Origin of the sequence: Streptomyces sp. NPDC005775 (genome assembly GCF_042871565.1) — a bacterium.
Lineage (GTDB): Bacteria > Actinomycetota > Actinomycetes > Streptomycetales > Streptomycetaceae > Streptomyces.
On record NZ_JBIAIU010000011.1, the window covers coordinates 24018 to 47143 of the forward strand.

Consider the following 23126-nt stretch of genomic DNA (forward strand, 5'->3'; position numbering starts at 1 on the left):
GAGGTGCCGGGGCCTTCCCGCGTGCGGTACGCCTACGGCAGCGCCAGCATCCGCTCCAGCGCCAGCTTCGCGTACTTCTCCGTCTCCGGGTCGACCTCGATCCGGTTGACCAGGTTCCCCTCGGCCAGCGACTCCAGCGTCCACACCAGGTGCGGCAGGTCGATCCGGTTCATCGTCGAGCAGAAGCAGACCGTCTTGTCGAGGAAGACGATCTCCTTGTCCTCGGCCGCGAAGCGGTTGGCCAGGCGCCGCACCAGGTTCAGCTCGGTGCCGATCGCCCACTTGGAGCCGGCCGGGGCCGCCTCCAGCGCCTTGATGATGTACTCCGTCGAGCCGACGTAGTCCGCGGCCGCGACGACCTCGTGCTTGCACTCCGGGTGCACCAGCACGTTGACGCCGGGTATGCGGGCCCGCACGTCGTTGACGGACTCCACCGAGAAGCGCCCGTGCACCGAGCAGTGACCGCGCCACAGGATCATCTTCGCGTTGCGCAGCTCCTCGGCGGTGAGACCGCCGTTGGGCTTGTGCGGGTTGTAGAGGACGCAGTCCTCCAGCGTCATCCCCATGTCCCGCACGGCCGTGTTCCGGCCCAGGTGCTGGTCCGGAAGGAAGAGGACCTTCTCACCCTGCTCGAAGGCCCACTCCAGGGCCCGCTTCGCGTTCGACGAGGTGCAGATCGTGCCGCCGTGGCGGCCGGTGAAGGCCTTGATGTCCGCGGAGGAGTTCATGTACGAGACGGGCACGACCTGGTCGGCGACGCCGGCATCGGTCAGCACGTCCCAGCACTCGGCGACCTGTTCGGCGGTGGCCATGTCGGCCATCGAGCAGCCCGCCGCCAGGTCCGGCAGCACGACCTTCTGGTCGTCGGTGGTCAGGATGTCCGCGGACTCCGCCATGAAGTGCACACCGCAGAAGACGATGTACTCGGCCTCCGGCCGGGCCGCGGCGTCCCGGGCGAGCTTGAATGAGTCTCCGGTCACATCCGCGAACTGGATGACCTCGTCGCGCTGGTAGTGGTGCCCGAGGACGAAGACCTTCTCCCCCAGCTTCTCCTTGGCCGCGCGGGCGCGCTCCACCAGGTCCGGGTCGGACGGGGAGGGCAGGTCGCCGGGGCATTCGACGCCACGCTCGCTCTTGGGGTCGGCGTCGCGGCCGAGCAGGAGCAGGGCGAGGGGAGTCGGCTGGACGTCGAGGTCCTGGACGGGGTGGGCCGTGGTCACGTCACGCACCCTTTCTTCTCTGCGGAGGAAGCCTTTTCGTCGAATTGACGTTATCTATCATATCCGCTTCACGTCACTTTGACGATGCCGATAGCGTCGATGTGACGCATCCGCCCGAGGGGGCGGTGTGCGAGCATGAATGGAACAGGCAAGCGCTCGGCCCGGAATGAATCCGCGGCCTCGACGGTTGCAACGTCGGCAAGCAGTCTCCGTACAACCCGGGAGAGAAGCAGATGTCCGTATCGGACGAGACCACCACCGTGAGCGACGGCATCCTCCTGTCCGACGCCGCCGCAGCCAAGGTCAAGGGCCTGCTGGAGCAGGAAGGCCGCGACGACCTGGCGCTGCGCGTCGCCGTCCAGCCCGGCGGCTGCTCGGGCCTGCGTTACCAGCTCTTCTTCGACGAGCGTTCGCTGGACGGCGATGTCGTGAAGGACTTCGACGGCGTCAAGGTCGTCACCGACCGGATGAGCGCCCCGTACCTGGGCGGCGCCTCCGTCGACTTCGTCGACACCATCGAGAAGCAGGGCTTCACGATCGACAACCCGAACGCGACGGGATCCTGCGCCTGCGGCGACTCCTTCAGCTAGAGCGCGACAGGTAAGAGCGCGACAGCTGAAGCGCGCAGCGTCAGCGGCGAAGTACGGCGGAGGCCCCGGATCCAGATCCGGGGCCTCCGCCGTTGTCGTGTGCGCGGGCCGTTGCGGTGTGCGTGGCGCGTCAGCCGCGCGGCACCACGGTGCCCGACGCCGCGTCGACCACGTTCCGCTCACCCAGGGGCGCCTCCAGCGTGACCGTACGGGTGAGCTCCTTGGCGATCATGATGCACGCCTTGCCCGCCTTCGGCTTCGACTCCGTGACGGACACCCGCACCGTGTCGGCGTCCTCGCTCGCGCTCGCCGCGTACGTACTGCAGGCGCCGCCCCAGAACGTCACCGAGAGCGTCCGGCCGTCGGCGCTGTAGGACAGGACGCGACCGGCCTTCGTCGTTCCGTCGCTGTCCGGGGTCTTCTCCGAGGGGGCGTCCTTCGTCAGGTACGCCGGATCCACCGCGACCTGGGTGACGGTGTCGCCCGTGCCGCCGGCGCCCGGCCGGACCGTGAAGATCCAGGACGGCACGAGCAGCTGCTTCCCGTCCACGTAACGGGCCGCCAGGCCGAAGGTCGCCCTGTCGACCGTCACCGTCGTGGCGGGCGGCTCGGCGCCCGTCCGCTTGCCGCAGCTCATGCGGGACGGCTTCTCGCCGTTCTCCAGGGGTGCGGGGGTGGCGCAGTCGCCGGTCTTCGCGCCGCTCGGCGGCTGTGCGGCGTTCAGCTGCTTCAGCGCCTCGGCCGCGCCGATCACCGGATACTCGGCGCCCTTCTCCAGGCCCTTCAACTGCCCGCTTCCGCCGACCACTTCACCCTCCGGGCCGACCTGGATGCCGGTGGCCCAGCCGTACGTCGGCAGTCCGCCCACCACGGGGTCGGCGTTCACCACCCGGACGGAGCCCATCAGCTGGCGGGCGTCGAGGGCGGCGTCGTCCTGGCCCACCGCCTTCAGCACCGGCACCGCGGCGGCCTTCGCCGCCTTTTCGCTCACCGGCGATCCGGAGCCGCCGGGCGCCACGGGTTTGCCCGAACAGACCGCACCCTTCGCGCAGTTGTCCGTGCCACCGGAGCCGTGCCGGGCGAACGTCCAGGTCCCGGGTGCCTGCTTGGTCACCCGGAGCACCGGCCCCGAACCGTCCCCGTCCGAGCCCACCTTCCAGGACGTGCCCTCGGCCTGCGGAGTGCCCCGCACGCCCAGCGCCTCGGCCAGCCGGGCGACCTCGGACGCCGAGACCGTTCCGGTGGCGCGCTGGACGGCCGCCTTGTCCGGGCCGTCCGGCAGGGCGCCGGAAGCGCGGTAGACCAGCCTTCCGCCATGCGGATCGGGCTCACCCGGGGCGATGCCCTGCGGCGGGGCCGAGGGCCGGGGGGAGGGCGTGGCCGGTCCTCCCGCGCGCTCGTCCAGGGAGAGCGGCGGGGGAGCGGCGCCGGAACCCTCCGCGGCGCTGTCCTTGCCGTTGCCGCCGTCCGCCGCGGTCGCCGCCCAGTACGCGCCGCCGCCACCGGCCAGGAGCACGGCCGCCGCCACCGAGGCCACGGCGAGGGGAGACCGCCGCCGGGGGCGGGTCACTTCGTTGTCGGGTCGCTCGGTGCTCACCGGTTCACTCCTTCGCCTCGTACGCCAGGGGCCCTTCGGCCCGTCCCGCTGGTGCGGACACCGTTGGGACGGGGCGCGGACGCGCACGGTTCCCTCCTGAGGCGGCCGGTGCGGCCAGGGGCAGTCCGGCGGAGCCCGACGCTCAGTCGCCGTACTCCGCCATCGCGTCGATCAGCCGGGCCGAGGCGGGAGGCACGGTCACGCCGTGAATGAGGGACGGCGTCACAGGGGTGGGAGTGATCGTCGTGGGTACCACCCAGTGCGGGGCCATTCGTGCGCAGTCTCCGCGCAACTCGGCCAGACCGGTCTCGGACTCGCGCGAAGCGATGTTGTTCGACATATCGGCACCGTAGGCACCCCCGCGCTCAGGAGGAAAGCCCTACTATCGGGTAGTTTTCCCCCCTTCGCCTGACTGCGGGAACCGGTAGCGTGAGAAGGCCCGGTTTCCGGGCACCCTTCTCTGTCACGCCGTCCCGGGAATGGAGTCACCGTTCCCCTCGACCTCCGCAGGAGCAGTCTTCCCGTGCGTATCGCAGTCACCGGCTCCATCGCCACCGACCACCTCATGACCTTCCCCGGCCGATTCGCCGACCAGCTGGTCGCCGATCAGCTGCACACGGTCTCGCTCTCCTTCCTGGTCGACAACCTGGACGTGCGCCGGGGAGGTGTCGCCGCCAACATCTGCTTCGGCATGGGCCTGCTCGGCACCCGTCCGATCCTGGTCGGCGCCGCGGGCTCCGACTTCGACGAGTACCGGGCCTGGCTCGACCGCCACGGCGTCGACACGGGCTCGGTCCGGATCTCCGAGGTCCTGCACACCGCCCGCTTCGTCTGCACGACGGACGCCGACCACAACCAGATCGGCTCCTTCTACACGGGCGCCATGAGCGAGGCCCGCCTGATCGAGCTGAAGGCCGTCGCCAACCGTGTGGGCGGCCTCGACCTCGTCTCCATCGGCGCCGACGACCCCGAGGGCATGCTCCGCCACACCGAGGAGTGCCGCTCGCGGAACATCCCGTTCGCCGCGGACTTCTCGCAGCAGATCGCGCGGATGGACGGCGACGAGATCCGCATCCTGCTCGACGGCGCCACGTACCTCTTCTCCAACGAGTACGAGAAGGGGCTCATCGAGTCCAAGACCGGCTGGACCGACGCCGAGATCCTCGCCAAGGTCGGCCACCGGGTCACCACCCTCGGCGCCCAGGGCGTGCGGATCGAGCGCGTCGGCGAGGAGCCGATCGAGGTCGGCTGCCCGGAGGAGAACGTCAAGGCCGACCCGACCGGGGTCGGCGACGCCTTCCGTGCCGGATTCCTCTCGGGCCTCGCCTGGGGCGTCGGCCTGGAGCGGGCCGCGCAGGTCGGCTGCATGCTCGCCACCCTGGTCATCGAGACGGTCGGCACGCAGGAGTACACCCTGCACCGCAACCACTTCATGGACCGCTTCACCAAGGCGTACGGGCACGAGGCCGCCGCCGAGGTGCGCACGCACCTCGCGTAAGGGGTCTCAGGACAGTCGGCGGACCACATAGGCCGAGCCCCGGTCCGCCGGCTCCTCACCCACGTACTCCTGCTCGCGCATCGCACACCAGGCCGGAATGTCCAGGCGCGCCGCCTCGTCGTCGGAGAGCACCGTCACCGTTCCGCCCACCGGTACCTCCCCGATCACCTTTGCTAGTTCGATCACCGGAATCGGGCAGCGCCTCCCCAGCGCGTCGACGACCAGCGAGGGCGCCGGTGCGGGGGAGGGGGCGGTCGCCGCGGGGGCGCCCAGCTTCTCCCGTACGCCCGCCACCGCCGGGGGCAGCACCTCCAGGAAGCGGTCGACGTCCTCACCGGACGTGCCCGCCGGCAGTGACACGCGGACATTGCCCTCCGAAAGCACCCCCATCGCCTTGAGCACATGGCTCGGTGTCAGCGTGCTGCTGGTGCAGGACGAACCGGACGATACGGAGAAGCCGGACCGGTCCAGCTCGTGCAGCAGGGTCTCTCCGTCGACATAGAGACAGGAGAAGGTGACCAGATGCGGCAGCCGCCGCACCGGATCGCCCACCACCTCCACATCGGGCACCAGCGCCGCCACCCGGCTCCGGATCCGGTCGACCAGGGCGCGCAGCCGCACCGACTCCCCGGCCGCCTCCGCCCGCACCGCCCGCAAGGACGCCGCGGCGGCCACGATCGCCGGAATGTCCTCGAAGCCGACGGCCCGCCCCGACTCGCGTTCGTCCGTGGGCCCTTGCACGGCGAACCGGACGCCCTTGCGCACCGCCAGGAGCCCGACCCCGGCCGGTCCGCCCCACTTGTGGGCGCTCGCCGTCAGCAGCGACCAGCCGGCCGGCACCGGCCCCCACCCGAGCGACTGCGCGGCGTCGACCAGCAGCGGCACACCTGCCGCCCGGCAGAGCCCGGCCACCTCGGCCACCGGCTGCTCGGTGCCCACCTCGTGGTTGGCGGACTGCAGACAGGCCAGCGCGGTGTCCTCCCGCAGCGCGTTCGCGTACGCCCGGGCGCTCACCGCGCCCGTGCCGTCCACCGGAACCTCGGTGAACGATCCGCCTCCGCTCTCGTGGGCGGCGGCCGAATGGAGCACCGAAGAGTGTTCGACCGCCGACACCACCAGATGGCGGCCGACACGCCGACGCCCCGCGAGAGCTCCGGAAATTCCGGAGTGGATCGCGCGCGTGCCCGACGAGGTGAAAGTCAGCTCGTCGGGGCGGCAGCCGACGGCCTCCGCGGCCGTCTCCCGGGCCGCGTCCAGCAGCAGCCTGGCCCGTCGTCCCTCGCGGTGGAGGCGGGCCGGGTCGGCCCAGCCCTCGTCCAGTGCGGCAAGCAGCGCCTGGCGGGCGACGGGGTGGAGGGGGGCGGCGGACGCGGCGTCGAAGTAGGGCACCCGGCCACGCTAGCCCGGCCCCGGCCAGGAGCCCGGACCCGGCTGCCCCGCCGGCCGGGAGAGGGGGCGTCAGATGGCGCCCGGAGCCCCCGATTCCACCCCTTCGGGGAGTCGGGCGGCGCGTTGGGCACCCTCCCCGCGCGACCCCAAATAGCGTCCAGTAGGGTTTGGTCCGCATAAACATCCAAACCCCTGCCCGCGTCAGGGCCGGCGACCGACCAGCGAGACGGGCGCGCCGACCGTGCGGGCGAGACTCTCGGGAAGGCGCTACGTGAGTCCCAACGGCTCCGACCGCTCGTCGCGGCGCCCGATGCGGCGGAAGCTGCCGCAGGTGCTGACTGCGGGCCTGATCCTGGCGACCGCAACCGGTTGCACATACAAGGACTTCCCCCGCCTTGGTATGCCTACGCCGGTAACGGAAGAGGCCCCACGGATCCTTTCCCTCTGGCAGGGCTCGTGGGCGGCAGCGCTCGCCACGGGCGTGCTGGTGTGGGGCCTGATCCTGTGGAGTGTCTTCTTCCACCGGCGCAGCCGCACCAAGGTGGAGGTACCTCCGCAGACCCGGTACAACATGCCCATCGAGGCGCTGTACACCGTGGTCCCCCTGATCATCGTCTCGGTGTTGTTCTACTTCACCGCGCGAGACGAGACGAAGCTCCTCACCCTCTCCCCGAAGCCCGCCCACACCGTCAACGTGGTCGGCTACCAGTGGAGCTGGGGCTTCAACTACATCGAGAACGTGGACGGCTCCGCCGCCACGGGCAACGAGGTCCCCAAGGAGCTCGGCGCCATCCCGGACAGGTTCCGCAAGGACTTCCCCAAGGGTGCGGACGGTGTCTACGACGCCGGCATCCCGGGAGACCGGAACCCGCAGACCGGCAACCCCGGTCCGACCCTGTGGCTGCCCAAGGGTGAGAAGGTCCGCTTCATCCTGACTTCGCGTGACGTCATCCACTCCTTCTGGGTGGTGCCGTTCCTCATGAAGCAGGACGTCATTCCGGGCCACACCAACGCCTTCGAGGTGACTCCCAACCAGGAGGGCACCTTCATGGGCAAGTGCGCCGAGCTCTGCGGCGTCGACCACTCCCGGATGCTCTTCAACGTCAAGGTCGTCTCCCCGGAGCGCTACCAGGCGCACCTCAAGGAGCTCGCGAAGAAGGGCCAGACGGGCTACTTGCCGGCCGGCATCGAGCAGACCGACCCGGCCAGGAATGCGGAGACGAACAAACTGTGAGCATCCTCAATGAACCTCAGGGTGCCGCGGCAGCAGACGACTCGTACGAGGACGAGCTGCCGGTCCGGCGCAAGCAGCCGGGAAACGTCGTCATCAAGTGGCTGACCACCACTGACCACAAGACGATCGGCACGATGTACCTGGTCACGTCGTTCGCGTTCTTCTGCATCGGCGGACTGATGGCGCTCTTCATGCGCGCCGAGCTGGCCCGTCCGGGCACGCAGATCATGTCGAACGAGCAGTTCAACCAGGCGTTCACGATGCACGGCACGATCATGCTGCTGATGTTCGCGACGCCGCTGTTCGCCGGATTCGCGAACTGGATCATGCCGCTGCAGATCGGCGCGCCCGATGTGGCGTTCCCGCGGCTGAACATGTTCGCGTACTGGCTGTACCTCTTCGGCTCGATCCTCGCGGTGGCCGGCTTCCTCACCCCGCAGGGCGCGGCCGACTTCGGCTGGTTCGCCTACTCCCCGCTGTCGGACGCGGTCCGTTCGCCGGGTGTCGGCGCCGACATGTGGATCATGGGTCTGGCCTTCTCCGGCTTCGGCACGATCCTCGGTTCGGTCAACTTCATCACTACGATCATCTGCATGCGCGCACCCGGCATGACGATGTTCCGCATGCCGATCTTCGTCTGGAACGTCCTGCTGACCGGTGTTCTGGTCCTGCTGGCCTTCCCGGTGCTCGCGGCGGCGCTCTTCGCGCTGGAGGCGGACCGAAAATTCGGTGCGCATGTCTTCGACGCGTCCAACGGCGGCGCATTGCTATGGCAACACCTCTTCTGGTTCTTCGGCCATCCAGAGGTGTACATCATCGCCTTGCCCTTCTTCGGGATCATTTCGGAAGTGATCCCGGTGTTCAGCCGCAAGCCGATGTTCGGATACATCGGCCTCGTGGCCGCGACGATTTCCATCGCCGGCCTTTCCGTGACCGTGTGGGCGCACCACATGTACGTCACCGGAGGCGTGCTCCTGCCGTTCTTCTCCTTCATGACGTTCCTCATCGCGGTGCCCACCGGGGTGAAGTTCTTCAACTGGATCGGCACGATGTGGAAGGGCTCGCTGTCCTTCGAGACACCGATGCTCTGGGCGGTCGGCTTCCTGATCACCTTCACCTTCGGTGGTCTGACCGGCGTCATCCTGGCCTCGCCGCCGATGGACTTCCACGTCTCGGACTCGTACTTCGTGGTCGCGCACTTCCACTACGTCGTCTTCGGCACCGTGGTGTTCGCGATGTTCTCCGGATTCCACTTCTGGTGGCCGAAGTTCACCGGCAAGATGCTGGACGAGCGGCTCGGGAAGATCACCTTCTGGACGCTGTTCATCGGTTTCCACGGCACGTTCCTGGTGCAGCACTGGCTGGGCGCCGAGGGCATGCCGCGTCGTTACGCGGACTACCTGGCCGCGGACGGTTTCACCGCGCTGAACACGATCTCGACGATCTCCTCGTTCCTGCTCGGCCTGTCGATCCTGCCGTTCCTCTACAACGTGTGGAAGACCGCCAAGTACGGCAAGAAGATCGAGGTCGACGACCCGTGGGGTTACGGCCGTTCGCTGGAGTGGGCGACCTCCTGCCCGCCGCCGCGGCACAACTTCATCACGCTGCCCCGGATCCGTTCCGAATCCCCGGCGTTCGACCTGCACCACCCCGAGATCACCGCGCTCGAGCAGCTGGATCACCTCTCCGAGGGTGACAAGGCCCTCGCGGGCGGCAAGGAGGCGGGCAAGTGAAGATCCAGGGCAAGATGTTCCTCGGTCTGGCGGTGTTCATCCTCGTCGTCGCCATCACCTACGGCGTGTGGTCCAAGGAGCCGGTCGGCACCACCGCCCTCGTCCTGGCCTTCGGCCTGAGCCTCATGATCGGCTTCTACCTGGCCTTCACGGCCCGGCGGGTCGACGCGCTGGCGCAGGACAACAAGGAAGCCGATGTGGCGGACGAGGCCGGCGACGTGGGGTTCTTCTCCCCGCACAGCTGGCAGCCGCTCTCCCTGGCGATCGGCGGCGCGCTCGCCTTCATGGGAGTCGTCTTCGGCTGGTGGCTGCTCTTCTTCTCGGCCCCGATGCTCCTGATCGGTCTGTTCGGCTGGGTCTTCGAGTACTACCGCGGTGAGAACCGCACCCAGTGACACCGCTCCACCCGTGACACCGCTCCACCTGACGGGGGGCCCGCACTTCTCCGAGAAGTGCGGGCCCCCCGTTTGCAGTCACCCGGCGCGCTGAAACGGATGAATCTTCTTAGCGTGGGTTCATGAACCACACGCCGCGTACCCGTCCCGTCATGAGCTGCGCTCTGCTGGTCGCGACCCTGGTCGCGGGGGCGACCGCCTGCGGGGATTCCGACAGCCATCCGCTCTCGGCACAGCCGTACGACGCGGCGGACGAGATCTCCTCCAACGCCCCCGACGGCGGTGAGAAGGTCGACCCGGACAAGCCCCTCGAAGTCACCGTCGACAGTGACGACGGCCGGATCACCGATGTGACGGCCGTGGACACCGAGGGGCGCCACCTGGCGGGCGAACTCGCCGCCGACGGCCACCGCTGGCACTCCACCGCCCCGCTCGCCGCGGGAACGCGGTACACCGTCAAGGTCAGCATGGAGGACGACGACGGCGCCCCAGGCAGCCGTACGCTCTCCTTCGGGACCGCCGCGGCCAAGAAGCTCCTGCAGGTCACCTTCGGCCCGCAGGCGGGCACCTACGGCGTCGGACAGCCCGTCACGGCGCAACTCAGCGCTCCGGTCACCGACAAGGCCTCACGCGCCACCGTGGAGCGCGCCCTGAAGGTGCGCTCGACGCCCGCGGTGACCGGCTCCTGGTACTGGGTCGACGACAAGACGCTGCACTACCGGCCGCGGGACTACTGGCCGGCGAAGGCCACCGTCGAGGTCAGCAGCGGTCTGACGGGCATCAAGGTGACCAACGCGCTGTACGGCGCTCCCGCGAAAGCGTTGAAGATCACTATCGGAGACCGCATCGAGGCCATCACCGACGCCTCGGAGCACTCCATGACGGTCAAGCGCAACGGAGAAGTGATCAACACCATTCCGGTGACGACCGGCAAGCCGGGCTTCTCCACCCGCAACGGCGTCAAGGTCGTGCTGGGCAAGGAGTACTACGTACGTATGCGCGGGGAGTCCATCGGCATCGCGGAGGGCTCGGCGGACTCGTACGACCTGCCGGTCTACTACGCGACGCGGGTCACCTGGAGCGGTGAGTACGTGCACGCGGCCCCGTGGTCCACCGGATCGCAGGGGTACGCGAACGTCAGCCACGGCTGCACGGGCATGAGCACCAGCGAGGCCGAGTGGTTCTTCAACACCGTCCGCGAGGGTGACATCGTCACGGTCGTCGGCAGTGAGGGCGAGACCATGACCCCGTTCGACAACGGCTACGGCGACTGGAACCTCTCCTGGGCCAAGTGGCAGAAGGGCAGCGCCCTCAGCAACGACGCCACGCCGGACCGCGTCGACACGGTCCGGGCGGCGCGGCTGCGCCCCAGGGTCTGACGGCCGGGTGCGCCGCACCCCGGAGCGGAGGCGTGAGCGAGGGGCCTCAGGCCCCCACGGACAGCCGGCTGCGCAGCAGGGCGGCCAGGGCGTCCGCGAACTCGACCGGCTCGACCGGAAGGGTCACCGCGGCCTCCGCGCGGCTCCAGGTGGCCAGCCAGGCGTCCTGGGGGCGGCCCATCAGGAGCAGCACGGGCGGGCAGCGGAAGATCTCGTCCTTGATCTGCCGGCAGACGCCCATGCCGCCCGCGGGGGCCGTCTCGCCGTCCAACACGCAGACGTCGACGCCCCCGTGCCCCAGCGCGTCCAGGACGGCGGGCAGGGTGGCGCACTCCAGGAACTCCACCTGCGGTACGTCCGCAGCAGGCCTGCGCCCGGCTGCCAGCCTCACCTGCTCACGGGTGTGTGCGTTGTCGCTGTAGACCAGGACCGTGGCCGTCGGCTGCATTGTTCCTCCGTGACGTCTGTGTCTTCGGGGCTGTCGGGGCATGGACCGATGCGCGGATCGTACTCCGACCGACGGGCTGTCAGCACCGACCGGGGCAGCCGATCCATGGGCCGTTCGGGGAGGACATACCCCTCTGACACACCGAACGGCACCCCCCGGAGTGAGGGCGGGATAAGCGACCGACATAATGTCGGTCGTGGCGACAGCAACGACAGTAGAAACCGGGCACGCGCACCCGTCGGTCAATCGGCCGAACCTCACCAGCGTCGGAACCATCATCTGGTTGAGTTCCGAGCTGATGTTCTTCGCGGCCCTCTTCGCGATGTACTTCACCCTGCGATCGGTGACCGGACCGGATCACTGGAAGGAAATGGCGTCAGCCCTGAACTTCCCGTTCTCGGCGACGAACACCACGATCCTGGTGCTCTCCTCACTCACCTGCCAGCTCGGCGTCTTCGCCGCGGAGCGGGGCGATGTGAAGAAGCTCCGCGCCTGGTTCGTGATCACTTTCGTGATGGGTTCGATCTTCATCGGAGGCCAGGTCTTCGAGTACACGGAGCTGGTGAAGAAGGACGGCCTCTCGCTGTCCTCGGATCCGTACGGCTCGGTGTTCTACCTGACCACCGGCTTCCACGGTCTGCACGTGACAGGCGGTCTCATCGCCTTCCTGCTCGTTCTGGGCAGGACATACGCAGCCAAGAGGTTCACCCATGAACAGGCGACCGCAGCCATCGTCGTGTCCTATTACTGGCACTTCGTCGATGTCGTGTGGATCGGCCTGTTCGCCACGATCTACATGATCAAGTAACCGGGCTCGTACCCGACCCACATCATCGACGCAGAAGATCCTGACACCGGGGTAATCCGTGAAAAAGCTCTCCGCACGACGACGCCATCCGTTGGCGGCGGTCGTCGTACTACTCCTCGCGCTTGCGGCTACTGGGGGGCTGTACGCCGCGTTTGCGCCCGCGAGTAAGGCGCAGGCCGACGAAACCGCCCAGTCCCTCGCCATCGACGAGGGCAAGAAGCTGTACTCCGTCGGTTGCGCCAGCTGCCACGGAACCGGCGGTGAGGGCACCACCGACGGGCCCCAGCTTGTCGGCGTGGGCTCGGCCGCCGTGGACTTCCAGGTCGGTACCGGCCGTATGCCGGCGCAGCAGCCGGGCGCCCAGGTACCGAAGAAGAAGGTCATCTACAACCAGGCCGAGATCGACCAGCTCGCGGCGTACGTCGCGTCGCTCGGCGCCGGTCCGATCGTCCCGACCAAGAGCCAGGTCAGCCCCGAGGGCGCGGACGTGGCCAAGGGCGGCGACCTGTTCCGTACCAACTGCGCCCAGTGTCACAACTTCACGGGCGAGGGCGGTGCCCTGACGAACGGCAAGTACGCCCCCAACCTCGAAGGCACAAGCCCGAAGCACATCTACGAGGCCATGCAGACCGGCCCGCAGAGCATGCCGTCCTTCCCTGACTCGACGATGCCCGAGCAGCAGAAGAAGGACATCATCAAGTACATCCAGACCGTGAACAGCGCGCAGGCCGAGAGCCCGGGTGGCCTCAAGCTGGGTGGCCTCGGTCCGGTCAGCGAAGGCCTGTTCGGCTGGATCTTCGGTCTGGGCGCACTGATCGCAGTTGCCATCTGGGTCGCGGCCCACACCGCTAAGGCCAAGAAGTCATGAGTAGCCAAGAGATTCCAGAAGAGAACCTGCCCGCAGAGCAGGACGCCGCGCACGGCGCGGTAGAGGGTGCGGGCGACCCGTTCGCCGACCCGGGGCTGCCGGCCCACAGGCCGCGCATCCAGGACATCGACGAACGGGCCGCCAAGCGGTCCGAGCGCGCGGTCGCGTTCATGTTCACGCTGTCCATGCTGGCGACGGTGGGCTTCATCGCCTCCTACGTCATCTTCCCGGTCGACAAGATCGTCTACATCTTCCCGTTCGGTCATGTGAGTGCGCTCAACTTCTCCCTGGGGCTGACCCTGGGCGTGGCGCTCTTCGCGATCGGCGCGGGTGCCGTCCACTGGGCGCGCACCCTGATGTCGGACGTCGAGGTCGCGGACGACCGTCACGCGATCGCGGCCGAGCCCGAGGTCAAGGCGAAGGTTCTGGCCGACTTCGCGGCAGGCGCCGAGGAGTCCGCGTTCGGCCGGCGCAAGCTGATCCGTAACACCATGTTCGGCGCGCTGGCCCTGGTGCCGCTCGCCGGTGTGGTGCTGCTGCGCGACCTCGGTCCGCTGCCGGAGAAGAAGCTCCGCTCGACCCTGTGGGCCAAGGGCAAGCAGCTCGTCAACATGAACACGATGGAGCCGCTGCGTCCCGAGGACGTCATCGTCGGTTCGCTGACCTTCGCCATGCCCGAGGGCCTGGAGGAGGACGCGCACGACTTCCAGAAGCAGATCGCCAAGGCCGCTCTGATGATCGTCCGCATCGAGCCGGACAACATCAAGGACAAGCGCGAGCGCGAGTGGGCCCACGAGGGAATCGTGGCCTTCTCGAAGATCTGCACCCACGTCGGCTGCCCGATCAGCCTGTACGAGCAGCAGACGCACCACGTGCTCTGCCCGTGCCACCAGTCCACCTTCGACCTCTCCGACGGCGCCCGCGTCATCTTCGGTCCGGCCGGTCACGCCCTTCCGCAGCTGCGGATCGGCGTGAACAGCGAGGGCAACCTCGAGGCGCTCGGTGACTTCGAAGAGCCCGTCGGTCCTGCATTCTGGGAGCGCGGATGAGTACTGCGACCGATACGAAGCGCAAAGCGCCCGCCGGTGAGAAGGTTGCCGACTGGGCGGACGGCCGACTGGGGATCTACTCCCTGGCCAAGGCCAACATGCGCAAGATCTTCCCGGACCACTGGTCCTTCATGCTCGGTGAGATCTGCCTCTACAGCTTCATCATCATCATCCTCACGGGTGTGTACCTGACGCTGTTCTTCCACCCGAGCATGAACGAGGTCGTGTACCACGGCCCGTACGAGCCCATGCAGGGCATCCGGATGTCCGAGGCCTACGCCTCGACCCTGAACATCAGCTTCGACGTCCGTGGCGGTCTGCTGGTCCGGCAGATCCACCACTGGGCCGCGCTGATCTTCCTGGCCGGCATGTTCGTGCACATGATGCGTGTCTTCTTCACGGGTGCCTTCCGCAAGCCGCGTGAGATCAACTGGCTGTTCGGCTTCCTGCTGTTCGTCCTGGGCATGTTCACCGGTTTCACCGGTTACTCGCTCCCGGACGACCTGCTCTCCGGCACCGGTGTCCGCTTCATGGAGGGCGCGATCCTGTCCGTACCGATCGTCGGTACGTACCTGTCGATGTTCCTCTTCGGTGGGGAGTTCCCTGGCGGGGACTTCGTCGCCAGGTTCTACTCGGTGCACATCCTGCTGCTGCCGGGCATCATGCTCGGACTGCTGGTGGCCCACCTGATCCTGGTCTTCTACCACAAGCACACGCAGTTCGCGGGTCCCGGCCGGACGAACAAGAACGTCGTCGGCATGCCGCTGCTGCCGGTCTACATGGCGAAGGCGGGAGGCTTCTTCTTCCTCGTCTTCGGTGTCATCGCGATCATCGCGGGCATCGCCTCGATCAACCCCATCTGGGCCATCGGGCCGTACCGTCCGGACCAGGTGTCCACCGGTGCGCAGCCCGACTGGTACATGGGCTTCTCCGAGGGCCTGATCCGTGTGATGCCGGGCTGGGAGATCAACCTCTGGGGCCACACCCTGGTCCTGGGCGTGTTCGTCCCGCTGGTGATCTTCCCGCTGGTCCTGGCCGCGATCGCGGTCTACCCGTTCATCGAGTCCTGGGTCACCGGGGACAAGCGCGAGCACCACATCCTGGACCGTCCGCGCAACGTCCCGACCCGTACCGCCTTCGGTGTCGCGTGGATCACCTGGTACATGGTGCTGCTGATGGGCGGTGGGAACGACCTCTGGGCCACGCACTTCCACCTGTCGATCAACTCGATCACCTGGTTCGTGCGGATCGCGTTCTTCGTCGCACCGGTCATCGCGTTCGTCATCACCAAGCGGATCTGTCTCGGCCTTCAGCGCCGGGACAAGGAGAAGGTGCTGCACGGGCGTGAGTCCGGTCTCATCAAGCGCCTGCCGCACGGTGAGTTCGTCGAGGTGCACGAGCCGCTCGCACCCGCGCAGCTGCACACGCTCACCGCGCACGAGCAGTACAAGCCGGTCGAACTCGGCCCCGAGGTCGACGAGAACGGCGTCAAGCGCAAGATCTCCCCGGTGCAGAAGCTGCGGGCCAAGCTCAGCAAGGGCTTCTACGGCGAGCACACGCAGATCCCCAAGCCCACCGCCGAGGAGTACAAGGAGATCACCAGCGGCCACGGCCACCACTGATCACCTGAACTGATCGCCACAGCAGGAGCCCCGTCCATCCGATGGACGGGGCTCTTCGCTGTCCCCGGGGCTCGATAGGGTGGTCCCATCCCCTTTATCGGCTGTGGACCCCAGGAGCGGACCATGAACGTTGTGACCCCGGCAGGCGGCGACAGCGTGGCGGCTCGTACCTGGCCCGGCGTGCTGACCCCCCTGCTGCGCGGCCAGGACCTGACGGAGGACGACACCGCCTGGGCGATGGACCGCATCATGAGCGGCGAGGCGACCGACGTGCAGATCGCCGGCTTCGCCGTGGCGCTGCGCGCCAAGGGCGAGACGGTCACGGAGGTCTCCGGTCTGGTCCGCGCGATGTACGAGCACGCCACGACCATCCATGTGCCCGGCCGTACGGTCGACATCGTGGGCACCGGCGGAGACATGGCCAAGACGGTCAACATCTCCACCATGTCGGCGATCGTCGTGGCCGGGACGGGCGCCAAGGTCGTCAAGCACGGCAACCGCGCCTCGTCGTCGGCCAGTGGTTCCTCCGACGTCCTGGGGAAGCTCGGCGTCAATCTGGAACTGCCCCCGCAGCGCGTCGTCGAGGTCGCCGAGGAAGCGGGCATCACGTTCTGCTTCGCCGTGAAGTTCCACCCCGCCCTGAGGTACGCGGCGAAGGCCCGGGCGGAGCTCGGCGCGCCGACCACCTTCAACATCCTCGGGCCGCTCACCAATCCGGCCAAGGTGCGCGCGCAGGCGATCGGCGTCGCCGACCTGCGGATGGCGCCCATCGTCGCGGGCGTCCTCGCCGAGCGTGGCAACTCGGCCCTGGTCTTCCGGGGCGACGACGGTCTGGACGAGCTGACCACCACCGCGACCTCCCGGGTCTGGATCGCCAAGGACGGCGCGGTGCGCGAGGAGGCCTTCGACCCGCGCGACGTCGGCCTGGACCTGGTGCCGGTGGACGCGCTGCGCGGCGCCGACGCCTCGTACAACGCCGATGTGGCCCGCCGGCTGCTCGCGGGGGAGACGGGGCCCGTACGGGACGCCGTCCTGCTCAACTCGGCGGCGGCGCTCGTCGCGCTCGACCCGGGGCAGGGCACGCTCGCCGAGCAGCTCACCGCGGGGATCGCGAAGGCCGCCGAGTCCATCGACTCGGGCGCGGCGGGCCGGACGCTGGAGAGATGGGTCGTGGCCAGCAACGCCTGAGGCGGGGCGCACGGAAGACGAGGCAGGGCGCGGTCCAGATCATGGACCGCGCCTTGCGCCTTTTCGCAGGTGTGGCAAGATGCTGCGCAGGTCATGAGTGACAGCGACTACGGCCCCGGCCCGCTGTCCGGCAACCCTCCGTCCGTGGCGGGGTGCCCCGGGTGAAGACCAGGCCGCAGGCAGCGAGGTCTGCGGCAAGCGCGGACCCCTCGACATCGTGAGATGTCCACCCGTGGGGTCCTGGTCCTCAGGGAGCCTCTTGTGAGCACGCGAATGCGCTAGGGCTTTTCGGCCCTTCTCCGCACACCCTTCTTTCTTCCCTCCGTGCTGTCGCGTATCCGCGGGCACGCGGGATTCGCCTGCCTGTTACGGGAGTTCGTCATGTCTGTCCTCACTGCTGCCACCGACCAGTCGATTTGTACCCCGCTGCCGGTTCTGGGCAAGGATGTAACGGTTCCGCTGGTCACCGGCGGTGAGGTCACCTACGCCGCGCTGGACTACGCCGCCAGCGCCCCGGCCCTGCAGCGGGTGTGGGACGACGTGGCCGCGTACGCGCCGTACTACGGCAGCGTCCACCGCGGTGCCGGCTACCTCTCGCAGCTCTCCACGGACCTCTTCGAGAGCAGCCGCGAGACCGTGGCGGAGTTCCTCGGCTGCCGCGCCGACGACCAGGTGGTCTTCACCCGGTCCACGACCGACTCGCTCAACCTGCTCGCCGCCGCTCTGCCCGCCGACTGCCAGGTGTTCGTCTTCGAGACCGAGCACCACGCCTCGCTGCTGCCCTGGCGCGACGCCCGGGTGACGTACCTGAACGCCCCGCGCACCCCCGCCCAGGCCGTCGAGACCCTGGAGCGGGCGCTCGCCGGCCGTGACCCCTACGGCCCCGCCCTGGTCTGCGTCACCGGCGCGTCCAACGTCACCGGCGAGCTGTGGCCCGTCAAGGAGCTCGCGGCCGCCGCGCACGCCCACGGCGCCCGGATCGTGCTGGACGCCGCCCAGCTCGCCCCGCACCACCCCGTCGACATCGCCGAGCTGGACGTCGACTGGGTCGCCTTCTCCGGTCACAAGCTGTACGCGCCCTTCGGCTCCGGCGTCCTCGCCGGCCGCTCCGACTGGCTGACCGCGGCCGAGCCCTACCTGGCCGGCGGCGGCGCCTCCCGCCAGGTCGCCCGGCGCGCCGACGGCGGGGTGGACGTCGAATGGCACACCACCGCCGCCCGCCACGAGGCCGGCTCGCCCAACGTCATCGGCGTCTACTCCATCGCCTCCGCCTGCAAGGCGCTCACCGAGGCCGGGTTCGACAGCCTGGTCGCCCGGGAGCAGCGGCTCGTCGCCGACGTCCGCGCAGGACTCGCCGAGGTCCCCGCGGTCAAGGTGCTCTCGCTGTTCGGCGACGACGCCCCGCGGGTCGGCGTCATCTCCTTCGTGGTGGAGGGCTGGAACAGCTCGCACTTCGCCGCCGCGCTCTCGGCCGAGTACGGCATCGGGGTCCGCGACGGACTGTTCTGCGCCCACCCCCTCGTGCGCACCCTGCTCGGCAGCGACCCTCAGGACGTCGGCGAGTGCGGCGCGCCGGAGGCCGAGCCGGGCCAGAAGTCCCTCAACGCGATCCGGGTCAGCTTCGGCGCCGGTACGCCGGACGAGCACATCGAGCGCTTCCTGCGCGCGGTCAAGGAGCTCGTCAGCGAGGGCGCCCAGTGGAAGTACCGCACCGAGGGCGGCCGTTGCGTCCCCGACCGGGGTACGGCCACCCGGGTCTGAGGCTCCTCAACACGTTCGGCCGGGTACGGACAGCTGTCCGTACCCGGCCGAACGTGTTGACGTGGCTACGCGTCCAGCCCGATGGCGAAGGCCGCCTCCAGGTCGTGCTGCGAGTACGTACGGAACGCCACGTGGGTGTCGGTTCCCTCGACGCCGGGGATCTTGCTGATCCGGCCGGGGATGACATCGGCGAGGTCGTCGTGCTTGGACACCCGGACCATGGCGATCAGGTCGTAGGTACCGGTGACCGAGAAGACCTCGCTGACGCTGTCCAGCGCGGCGATGGCCTCGGCGATCTCGGGAATCCGGTCCACGCTGGTTTTGATGAGCACGATCGCGGTGATCACGGCTGGCTTTCTCCCTCGGTGGCCGTGGCTGGAGACTTCACTCTAGAGCCTCGCGTCGGGATCATGCCGGGCTCGCGCCCGGGGCACGGGTCCGGCGTCACGCCGATACCGCCCCCAGGCGTAGAGGAAGCCCGTGGCGAAGCCGACCACGTGAGCGAGGTAGGCCACCCCGGGGCCGCTTCCGGCGCCCTCGGCCGCCAGCCACTGCAGGACGAACCAGAAGACCAGCACGATCCACGCGGGGAAGCGCAGCGGCAGGAACAGCAGGAACGGGAACAGGCTGGTGACCCGGGCCCGGGGGAAGAGGTAGAGGAAGGCGCCCAGGACCGCCGAGATCGCCCCCGACGCGCCGACGAGGGTCTGGTCGGAGGTGGAGTGCGCGGCCGCGTAGGCGAGCAGGGCGAGATAACCGCAGCCGAGGTAGAAGAACGCGAACTCGGTGTGGCCCATGCGCTCCTCGGCCATCGCCCCGAACACGTACAGGAACAGTATGTTGCCGAGCAGGTGGAGCCAGCTGCCGTGCACGAACAGGGCGGTGAGCGGGGTGAGCACGGCGTGCGCCGACCCGTCCCACAGTTCGCTCGGGATCACGCCCCAGCGCTCGAAGTACCCGGCCTGGGCCGCGAGCAGGGCGTCGGCGGTGCCGTAGACCGGGTTGAACCCCGACAGCGGGCTGATCACGAAGACCACGCAGCACAGGGCGATGAGGGCGTACGTCACCGGAGGCCCGCCCGAAGTCGCCGCCCGCAGGATCCTGCCGGCCGCAGCCCGTCGATCGATCATGAACAGAGCATGACGCAAGCGGAGGGAACAGGACAGACCGCCTCGCCGTGCCGGTGGGAAGCACCGAGGCCGTAGGGTTGACGGAGGGCATCCGCAGTTCGACGGCGCACCGCGCGATCCTTGTCCGGCAGCTCACGGCTCGAGATAAGAGGACACAACGATGACGACGGTTCCCCAGCCGACCGACGGAACTCGCTGGCGCTGCACGCTCTGCGGAAACCTGACGAGGTTCGACGTGACGCGCTCGTCCAAGGTCGTCGAGTACGTGCACCTCGACCTGGCCGGTGAGTCCAGCGTCGAAGAACGCGAGGTGGTCAGTGAGACCATCGAGTCGGTGCGCTGTCGTTGGTGCAACGCGGTGGACCAGATCGAACTAGTCGACAGGCCGGGTGCCGACTCCTGACGGGGCCGTGCGGACACAAAAATGAGGTGACGGAAGGTGGAGCAGCCCGATGGCGGTGCCACGCCGGCCGATGAGGCCGGCGACGCCGTGGAGGTGCTCGACCGCCCGCTGCCCGAAGGCGTGCGGCGCCGGGTCGTCGCGCTGGTCTCGGACGCGTTCGGCGGCCTCACGGTCACCGAACTCCCCGCCCAGCTCCGGCAGTACGCCCGCTTCACGCCGTCCCGGCGCGCCAAGTTCGCGGGGAACGCGATGGCGGCCGCGCTGGAGGGCGACGCGTCCTTCCGCCGCCGCATCGGCGAACGGCTGAAGGAGGCCCAGCCGGAGCTGGCCGCCGCGCTGGTGGCGGGCTCCCCGCCCGCCGCCGCGGATCCCATGGACGTGGCCGCCGCTGCCTATGTGCTGAGGCCGGCCGGCTGGGTCAAGCTGGTCGCCGCCGCGGGCGAGGAGGCCGAGCGGGCCGGCGCCGAGCGGGCCGACGAGGAGATCAGGCTCGAACTGGAACGGCTGCGCGAGGAACTCGTCCGCGCCCGCGCCCAGACGAAGAGCGAGACGGAGCGGCTCCGCGCCGAGCTGGACGCCGCGCGCAAGGAGGCCGACTCGCTCCAGCGCAAGCTGCGCAGCGCGGCCAACGAGGTGAAGCGCGGCGAGGCGGCGATGCGCCGCGGCAGGGCCGAGAGCGATGCCCTGCGGGCCGAGGCGGCCGCTCAGGTGTCCGCGGCGGAGAGCGAGACCCGGAGACTGCGGACGAGGCTCGGAGAGGCGGAGGCGTCCGTCGAGGCGGGCCGCAGGGCCGCCAGGGAAGGACGCTCGGTCGAGGACATGCGGCTGCGGCTGCTGCTCGACACCGTGCTCGAAGCCGCCGGGGGACTGCGCCGCGAACTGGCGCTGCCGCCCTCCTCGATGCGTCCCGCGGACAGTGTGGACGCGGTCGAGCCCGGCCGGATGTCACCCAAGGACATCGCCGCCAGGGCCCTTTCGGAGACCGATCCGGCGCTGCTCGACCAACTGCTCGCGCTGCCGCAGGCCCATCTGATCGTGGACGGCTACAACGTCACCAAGACCGGCTATCCGCAGATGCCGCTGGAGAAGCAGCGGCTGCGGCTGCTGGGCGGGCTGTCCTTGCTCGCGGCCCAGACGGGCGCCGAGATGACCTGTGTCTTCGACGGCGCCGAACTTGCCGCGCCGGTACTGCTCGCGCCGCCGCGCGGGGTGCGGGTGCTGTTCAGCAAGCCGGGTGTCACCGCGGACGAGGTCATCCGTCAACTGGCCCGTGCCGAACCGCCCGGGCGGCCCGTGGTGGTGGTCTCGACCGACCGCGAAGTGGCCGACGGGGTGGCGAAGGCGGGGGCCAGGCCCGTTGCGTCCGTCTTGCTCCTGAAGCGGCTTTCGCGCGTCTAAGGTGTGTTGGTGTGACTTGCCGGAAATCAGGGAACGGACCGTCAAGTCACCGCTACACCCTGTGCGGTGTGGGCAAAGAAGTACCTCCTGTGACGAGATTTTGCCCGTGAGGATTTGAACTGATCACAAGATGGTCACTAAGGTCGGGCCTCGAACCTTCGCACGGTTGATCACCCACCCGGGGTGGCAGTGAAGGAACCGCCGAGGCCGTGACGTGCACGGAGCTGGGGGAGTTCACCTCCTCCGGAGCCCGGTAGGCGGCTCGAGGAAGAAGGAGCTCGCCTTCGTGGGGTCCCACCGTCGTCCCAAGCAACCGAGCCGCGCCCGCGTGACCGTGCTCACCGCGACCGCCGCCGCGGCCGTGGCCCTGACCTCCCAGGCGGCCCACGCCGACCCCAAGCCGACCAAGAGCGAGGTCAAGGAGAAGGTCGACAAGCTGTACGAGGAGGCGGAGAGCGCCACCGAGCAGCACAGCCTGGCCAAGGAGAAGCAGGACAAGCTCCAGAAGCAGATCGACGCGATCCAGGACAAGGTCGCCCGCGGTCAGCAGGAGCTCAACAACCTCCGTTCCGGCCTCGGTTCCCTGGCCGCCGCGCAGTACCGCTCCGGAGGCATCGACCCCTCCGTGCAGCTCTTCCTCGCGTCCGACCCGGACAGCTTCCTCGACCAGGCCTCCGCGCTCGACCAGTTGACGGCCAAGCAGGCCGAGTCGCTGTCGAAGATCCAGGAGAAGCAGCGGTCCCTCGCGCAGGAGCGCAAGGAGGCGCAGGACAAGCTGAGCGACCTCGCGGACGTCCGCAAGACGCTCGGCGAGAAGAAGAAGAAGCAGCAGGCCAAGCTCGCCGAGGCGCGCGAACTGCTCAACACCCTCACCCAGGCCGAGCGCGACAAGATGCGCGCGGACGACCAGCGCGCCAGCCGCGACGCCGGTACCCGGGTGGACCTCGGCAACGAGGCCCCCGCCTCCGGCCTGGGAGCGGCCGCGCTGCAGGCGGCCGCCAGCCAGATCGGCAAGCCGTATGCCCCCGGCCAGTCCGGCCCCGGTTCCTACGACTGCTCGGGCCTGACCATGTGGGCCTACGGCCAGGCCGGTGCCAACATCACCCGCACCACGTACACCCAGATCAACCAGGGCACCCGGATCGGCCAGAGCCAGCTGAAGCCGGGCGACCTCGTCTTCTTCAACGGCAACCAGCACGTGGGCCTCTACGCCGGCAACGGCACCGTGCTGCACGCCCCGCACTCGGGCGCCTTCGTCCGCTACGAGTCGATGAGCACCATCGGCAGCTTCTACGGCGCGGTGCGCATCTGACCACGCCCGAACGGGCGAATTCCCGCGCCCCGTACTGACAGCCGCCCCGCCGGAGACCACAGGTCACCGGCGGGGCGTCACTGTGTGTGCCCCCCGCCCGACCG

The 23126-nt window shown here is 69.0% G+C and carries 21 protein-coding genes, 1 pseudogene and 1 riboswitch; of the genes and pseudogenes, 15 read left to right on the top strand and 7 right to left on the bottom strand.

Going from position 1 to position 23126, the window contains the following annotated elements; translation table 11 throughout:
- Positions 1 to 32: 32 nt before the first annotated feature.
- A complete protein-coding gene (nadA, locus tag ACFYPA_RS24455; protein WP_359085063.1) occupies positions 33 to 1229 on the bottom strand; it encodes a quinolinate synthase NadA in 1197 nt (398 codons plus the stop codon).
- 224 nt (positions 1230 to 1453) lie between these two features.
- Here nadA and ACFYPA_RS24460 point away from each other — a divergent pair, with 224 nt between their 5' ends.
- Entirely contained in the window at positions 1454 to 1810 is a 357-nt protein-coding gene (locus ACFYPA_RS24460; RefSeq protein WP_030970782.1) for an iron-sulfur cluster assembly accessory protein, read from the top strand.
- 130 nt (positions 1811 to 1940) lie between these two features.
- On the opposite strand, the gene ACFYPA_RS24465 is transcribed toward ACFYPA_RS24460, so the two are convergent.
- Positions 1941 to 3407: a hypothetical protein gene (locus ACFYPA_RS24465; protein WP_389134184.1), complete on the bottom strand. Its 1467-nt coding sequence runs from the start codon at positions 3405 to 3407 to the stop codon at positions 1941 to 1943.
- Positions 3408 to 3549: 142 nt separating this feature from the next.
- A complete protein-coding gene (locus ACFYPA_RS24470; protein ID WP_359085065.1) occupies positions 3550 to 3747 on the bottom strand; it encodes a hypothetical protein in 198 nt (65 codons plus the stop codon).
- 183 nt (positions 3748 to 3930) lie between these two features.
- On the opposite strand from ACFYPA_RS24470, the gene ACFYPA_RS24475 reads away from it, so the two are divergent.
- The gene (locus ACFYPA_RS24475; RefSeq protein ID WP_359085066.1) at positions 3931 to 4905 is read left to right on the top strand and encodes a carbohydrate kinase family protein; all 975 of its coding nucleotides are present in this window, start codon (positions 3931 to 3933) and stop codon (positions 4903 to 4905) included.
- Between the two features lie 6 nt (positions 4906 to 4911).
- Here ACFYPA_RS24475 and ACFYPA_RS24480 read toward each other — a convergent pair whose 3' ends face one another.
- Entirely contained in the window at positions 4912 to 6294 is a 1383-nt protein-coding gene (locus tag ACFYPA_RS24480) for a cysteine desulfurase/sulfurtransferase TusA family protein (RefSeq protein WP_389134187.1), read from the bottom strand.
- A gap of 271 nt (positions 6295 to 6565) precedes the next feature.
- Between ACFYPA_RS24480 and coxB the strand changes: the two genes are divergently transcribed.
- From coxB to ACFYPA_RS24500, 4 genes are all read left to right on the top strand, one after another.
- Positions 6566 to 7528, top strand: a complete 963-nt coding sequence (gene coxB / locus ACFYPA_RS24485) for a cytochrome c oxidase subunit II (protein ID WP_359085068.1) — start codon at positions 6566 to 6568, stop codon at positions 7526 to 7528.
- Positions 7525 to 9261, top strand: coding sequence for a cytochrome c oxidase subunit I (ctaD, locus tag ACFYPA_RS24490; protein ID WP_359085069.1), 1737 nt, complete (start codon positions 7525 to 7527; stop codon positions 9259 to 9261). Before coxB ends, ctaD begins: the two co-directional genes overlap by 4 nt.
- Positions 9258 to 9656: a cytochrome c oxidase subunit 4 gene (locus ACFYPA_RS24495; RefSeq protein ID WP_359085070.1), complete on the top strand. Its 399-nt coding sequence runs from the start codon at positions 9258 to 9260 to the stop codon at positions 9654 to 9656. The genes ctaD and ACFYPA_RS24495 overlap by 4 nt, the downstream gene beginning before the upstream one ends.
- Positions 9657 to 9778: 122 nt before the next feature.
- Positions 9779 to 11035 (top strand): Ig-like domain-containing protein, encoded by a 1257-nt coding sequence (locus tag ACFYPA_RS24500; RefSeq protein WP_359085071.1) that lies wholly within the window; start codon positions 9779 to 9781, stop codon positions 11033 to 11035.
- A 46-nt stretch (positions 11036 to 11081) separates the two neighbouring features.
- Here the strand turns inward: ACFYPA_RS24500 and ACFYPA_RS24505 are convergent, their stop codons facing one another.
- Positions 11082 to 11483: a hypothetical protein gene (locus ACFYPA_RS24505; protein WP_359085072.1), complete on the bottom strand. Its 402-nt coding sequence runs from the start codon at positions 11481 to 11483 to the stop codon at positions 11082 to 11084.
- Between the two features lie 187 nt (positions 11484 to 11670).
- Here ACFYPA_RS24505 and ACFYPA_RS24510 point away from each other — a divergent pair, with 187 nt between their 5' ends.
- The 6 genes from ACFYPA_RS24510 to ACFYPA_RS24535 all read left to right on the top strand — a co-directional run bounded on the left by ACFYPA_RS24510 (position 11671) and on the right by ACFYPA_RS24535 (position 18779).
- Entirely contained in the window at positions 11671 to 12291 is a 621-nt protein-coding gene (locus ACFYPA_RS24510) for a heme-copper oxidase subunit III (protein ID WP_164399455.1), read from the top strand.
- Between the two features lie 58 nt (positions 12292 to 12349).
- Positions 12350 to 13159, top strand: coding sequence for a c-type cytochrome (locus tag ACFYPA_RS24515; protein WP_359085073.1), 810 nt, complete (start codon positions 12350 to 12352; stop codon positions 13157 to 13159).
- Positions 13156 to 14208 carry a Rieske 2Fe-2S domain-containing protein gene (locus tag ACFYPA_RS24520; protein ID WP_359085074.1) on the top strand — a complete coding sequence of 351 codons (1053 nt, stop codon included), beginning with the start codon at positions 13156 to 13158 and terminating at the stop codon, positions 14206 to 14208. The genes ACFYPA_RS24515 and ACFYPA_RS24520 overlap by 4 nt, the downstream gene beginning before the upstream one ends.
- A complete protein-coding gene (locus ACFYPA_RS24525) occupies positions 14205 to 15830 on the top strand; it encodes a cytochrome bc complex cytochrome b subunit (RefSeq protein ID WP_359085075.1) in 1626 nt (541 codons plus the stop codon). Before ACFYPA_RS24520 ends, ACFYPA_RS24525 begins: the two co-directional genes overlap by 4 nt.
- 123 nt (positions 15831 to 15953) lie before the next feature.
- Entirely contained in the window at positions 15954 to 17018 is a 1065-nt protein-coding gene (gene trpD, locus ACFYPA_RS24530; RefSeq protein ID WP_359085076.1) for an anthranilate phosphoribosyltransferase, read from the top strand.
- A gap of 89 nt (positions 17019 to 17107) precedes the next feature.
- Positions 17108 to 17225: riboswitch (SAM riboswitch) on the top strand.
- 174 nt (positions 17226 to 17399) lie between these two features.
- On the top strand, positions 17400 to 18779 hold the full coding sequence (locus tag ACFYPA_RS24535) for an aminotransferase class V-fold PLP-dependent enzyme (RefSeq protein WP_359314558.1): 1380 nt from the start codon (positions 17400 to 17402) through the stop codon (positions 18777 to 18779).
- Positions 18780 to 18844: 65 nt separating this feature from the next.
- Here the strand turns inward: ACFYPA_RS24535 and ACFYPA_RS24540 are convergent, their stop codons facing one another.
- A complete protein-coding gene (locus ACFYPA_RS24540) occupies positions 18845 to 19126 on the bottom strand; it encodes an Lrp/AsnC family transcriptional regulator (protein ID WP_136328375.1) in 282 nt (93 codons plus the stop codon).
- Positions 19123 to 19909, bottom strand: a pseudogene (locus ACFYPA_RS24545) (rhomboid family intramembrane serine protease). The gene ACFYPA_RS24540 and the pseudogene ACFYPA_RS24545 overlap by 4 nt, the downstream one beginning before the upstream one ends.
- A 160-nt stretch (positions 19910 to 20069) precedes the next feature.
- Here ACFYPA_RS24545 and ACFYPA_RS24550 point away from each other — a divergent pair.
- The 3 genes from ACFYPA_RS24550 (at position 20070) to ACFYPA_RS24560 (ending at position 23022) form a co-directional block, all read left to right on the top strand.
- Positions 20070 to 20312, top strand: coding sequence for a hypothetical protein (locus tag ACFYPA_RS24550; protein ID WP_014156692.1), 243 nt, complete (start codon positions 20070 to 20072; stop codon positions 20310 to 20312).
- Positions 20313 to 20348: 36 nt separating this feature from the next.
- Positions 20349 to 21710 (top strand): NYN domain-containing protein, encoded by a 1362-nt coding sequence (locus ACFYPA_RS24555; protein ID WP_359085078.1) that lies wholly within the window; start codon positions 20349 to 20351, stop codon positions 21708 to 21710.
- Positions 21711 to 21996: 286 nt separating this feature from the next.
- Complete coding sequence (locus ACFYPA_RS24560; protein ID WP_359085079.1) at positions 21997 to 23022, top strand: NlpC/P60 family protein; 1026 nt, start codon at positions 21997 to 21999, stop codon at positions 23020 to 23022.
- The last annotated feature ends 104 nt before the right edge of the window (positions 23023 to 23126 follow it).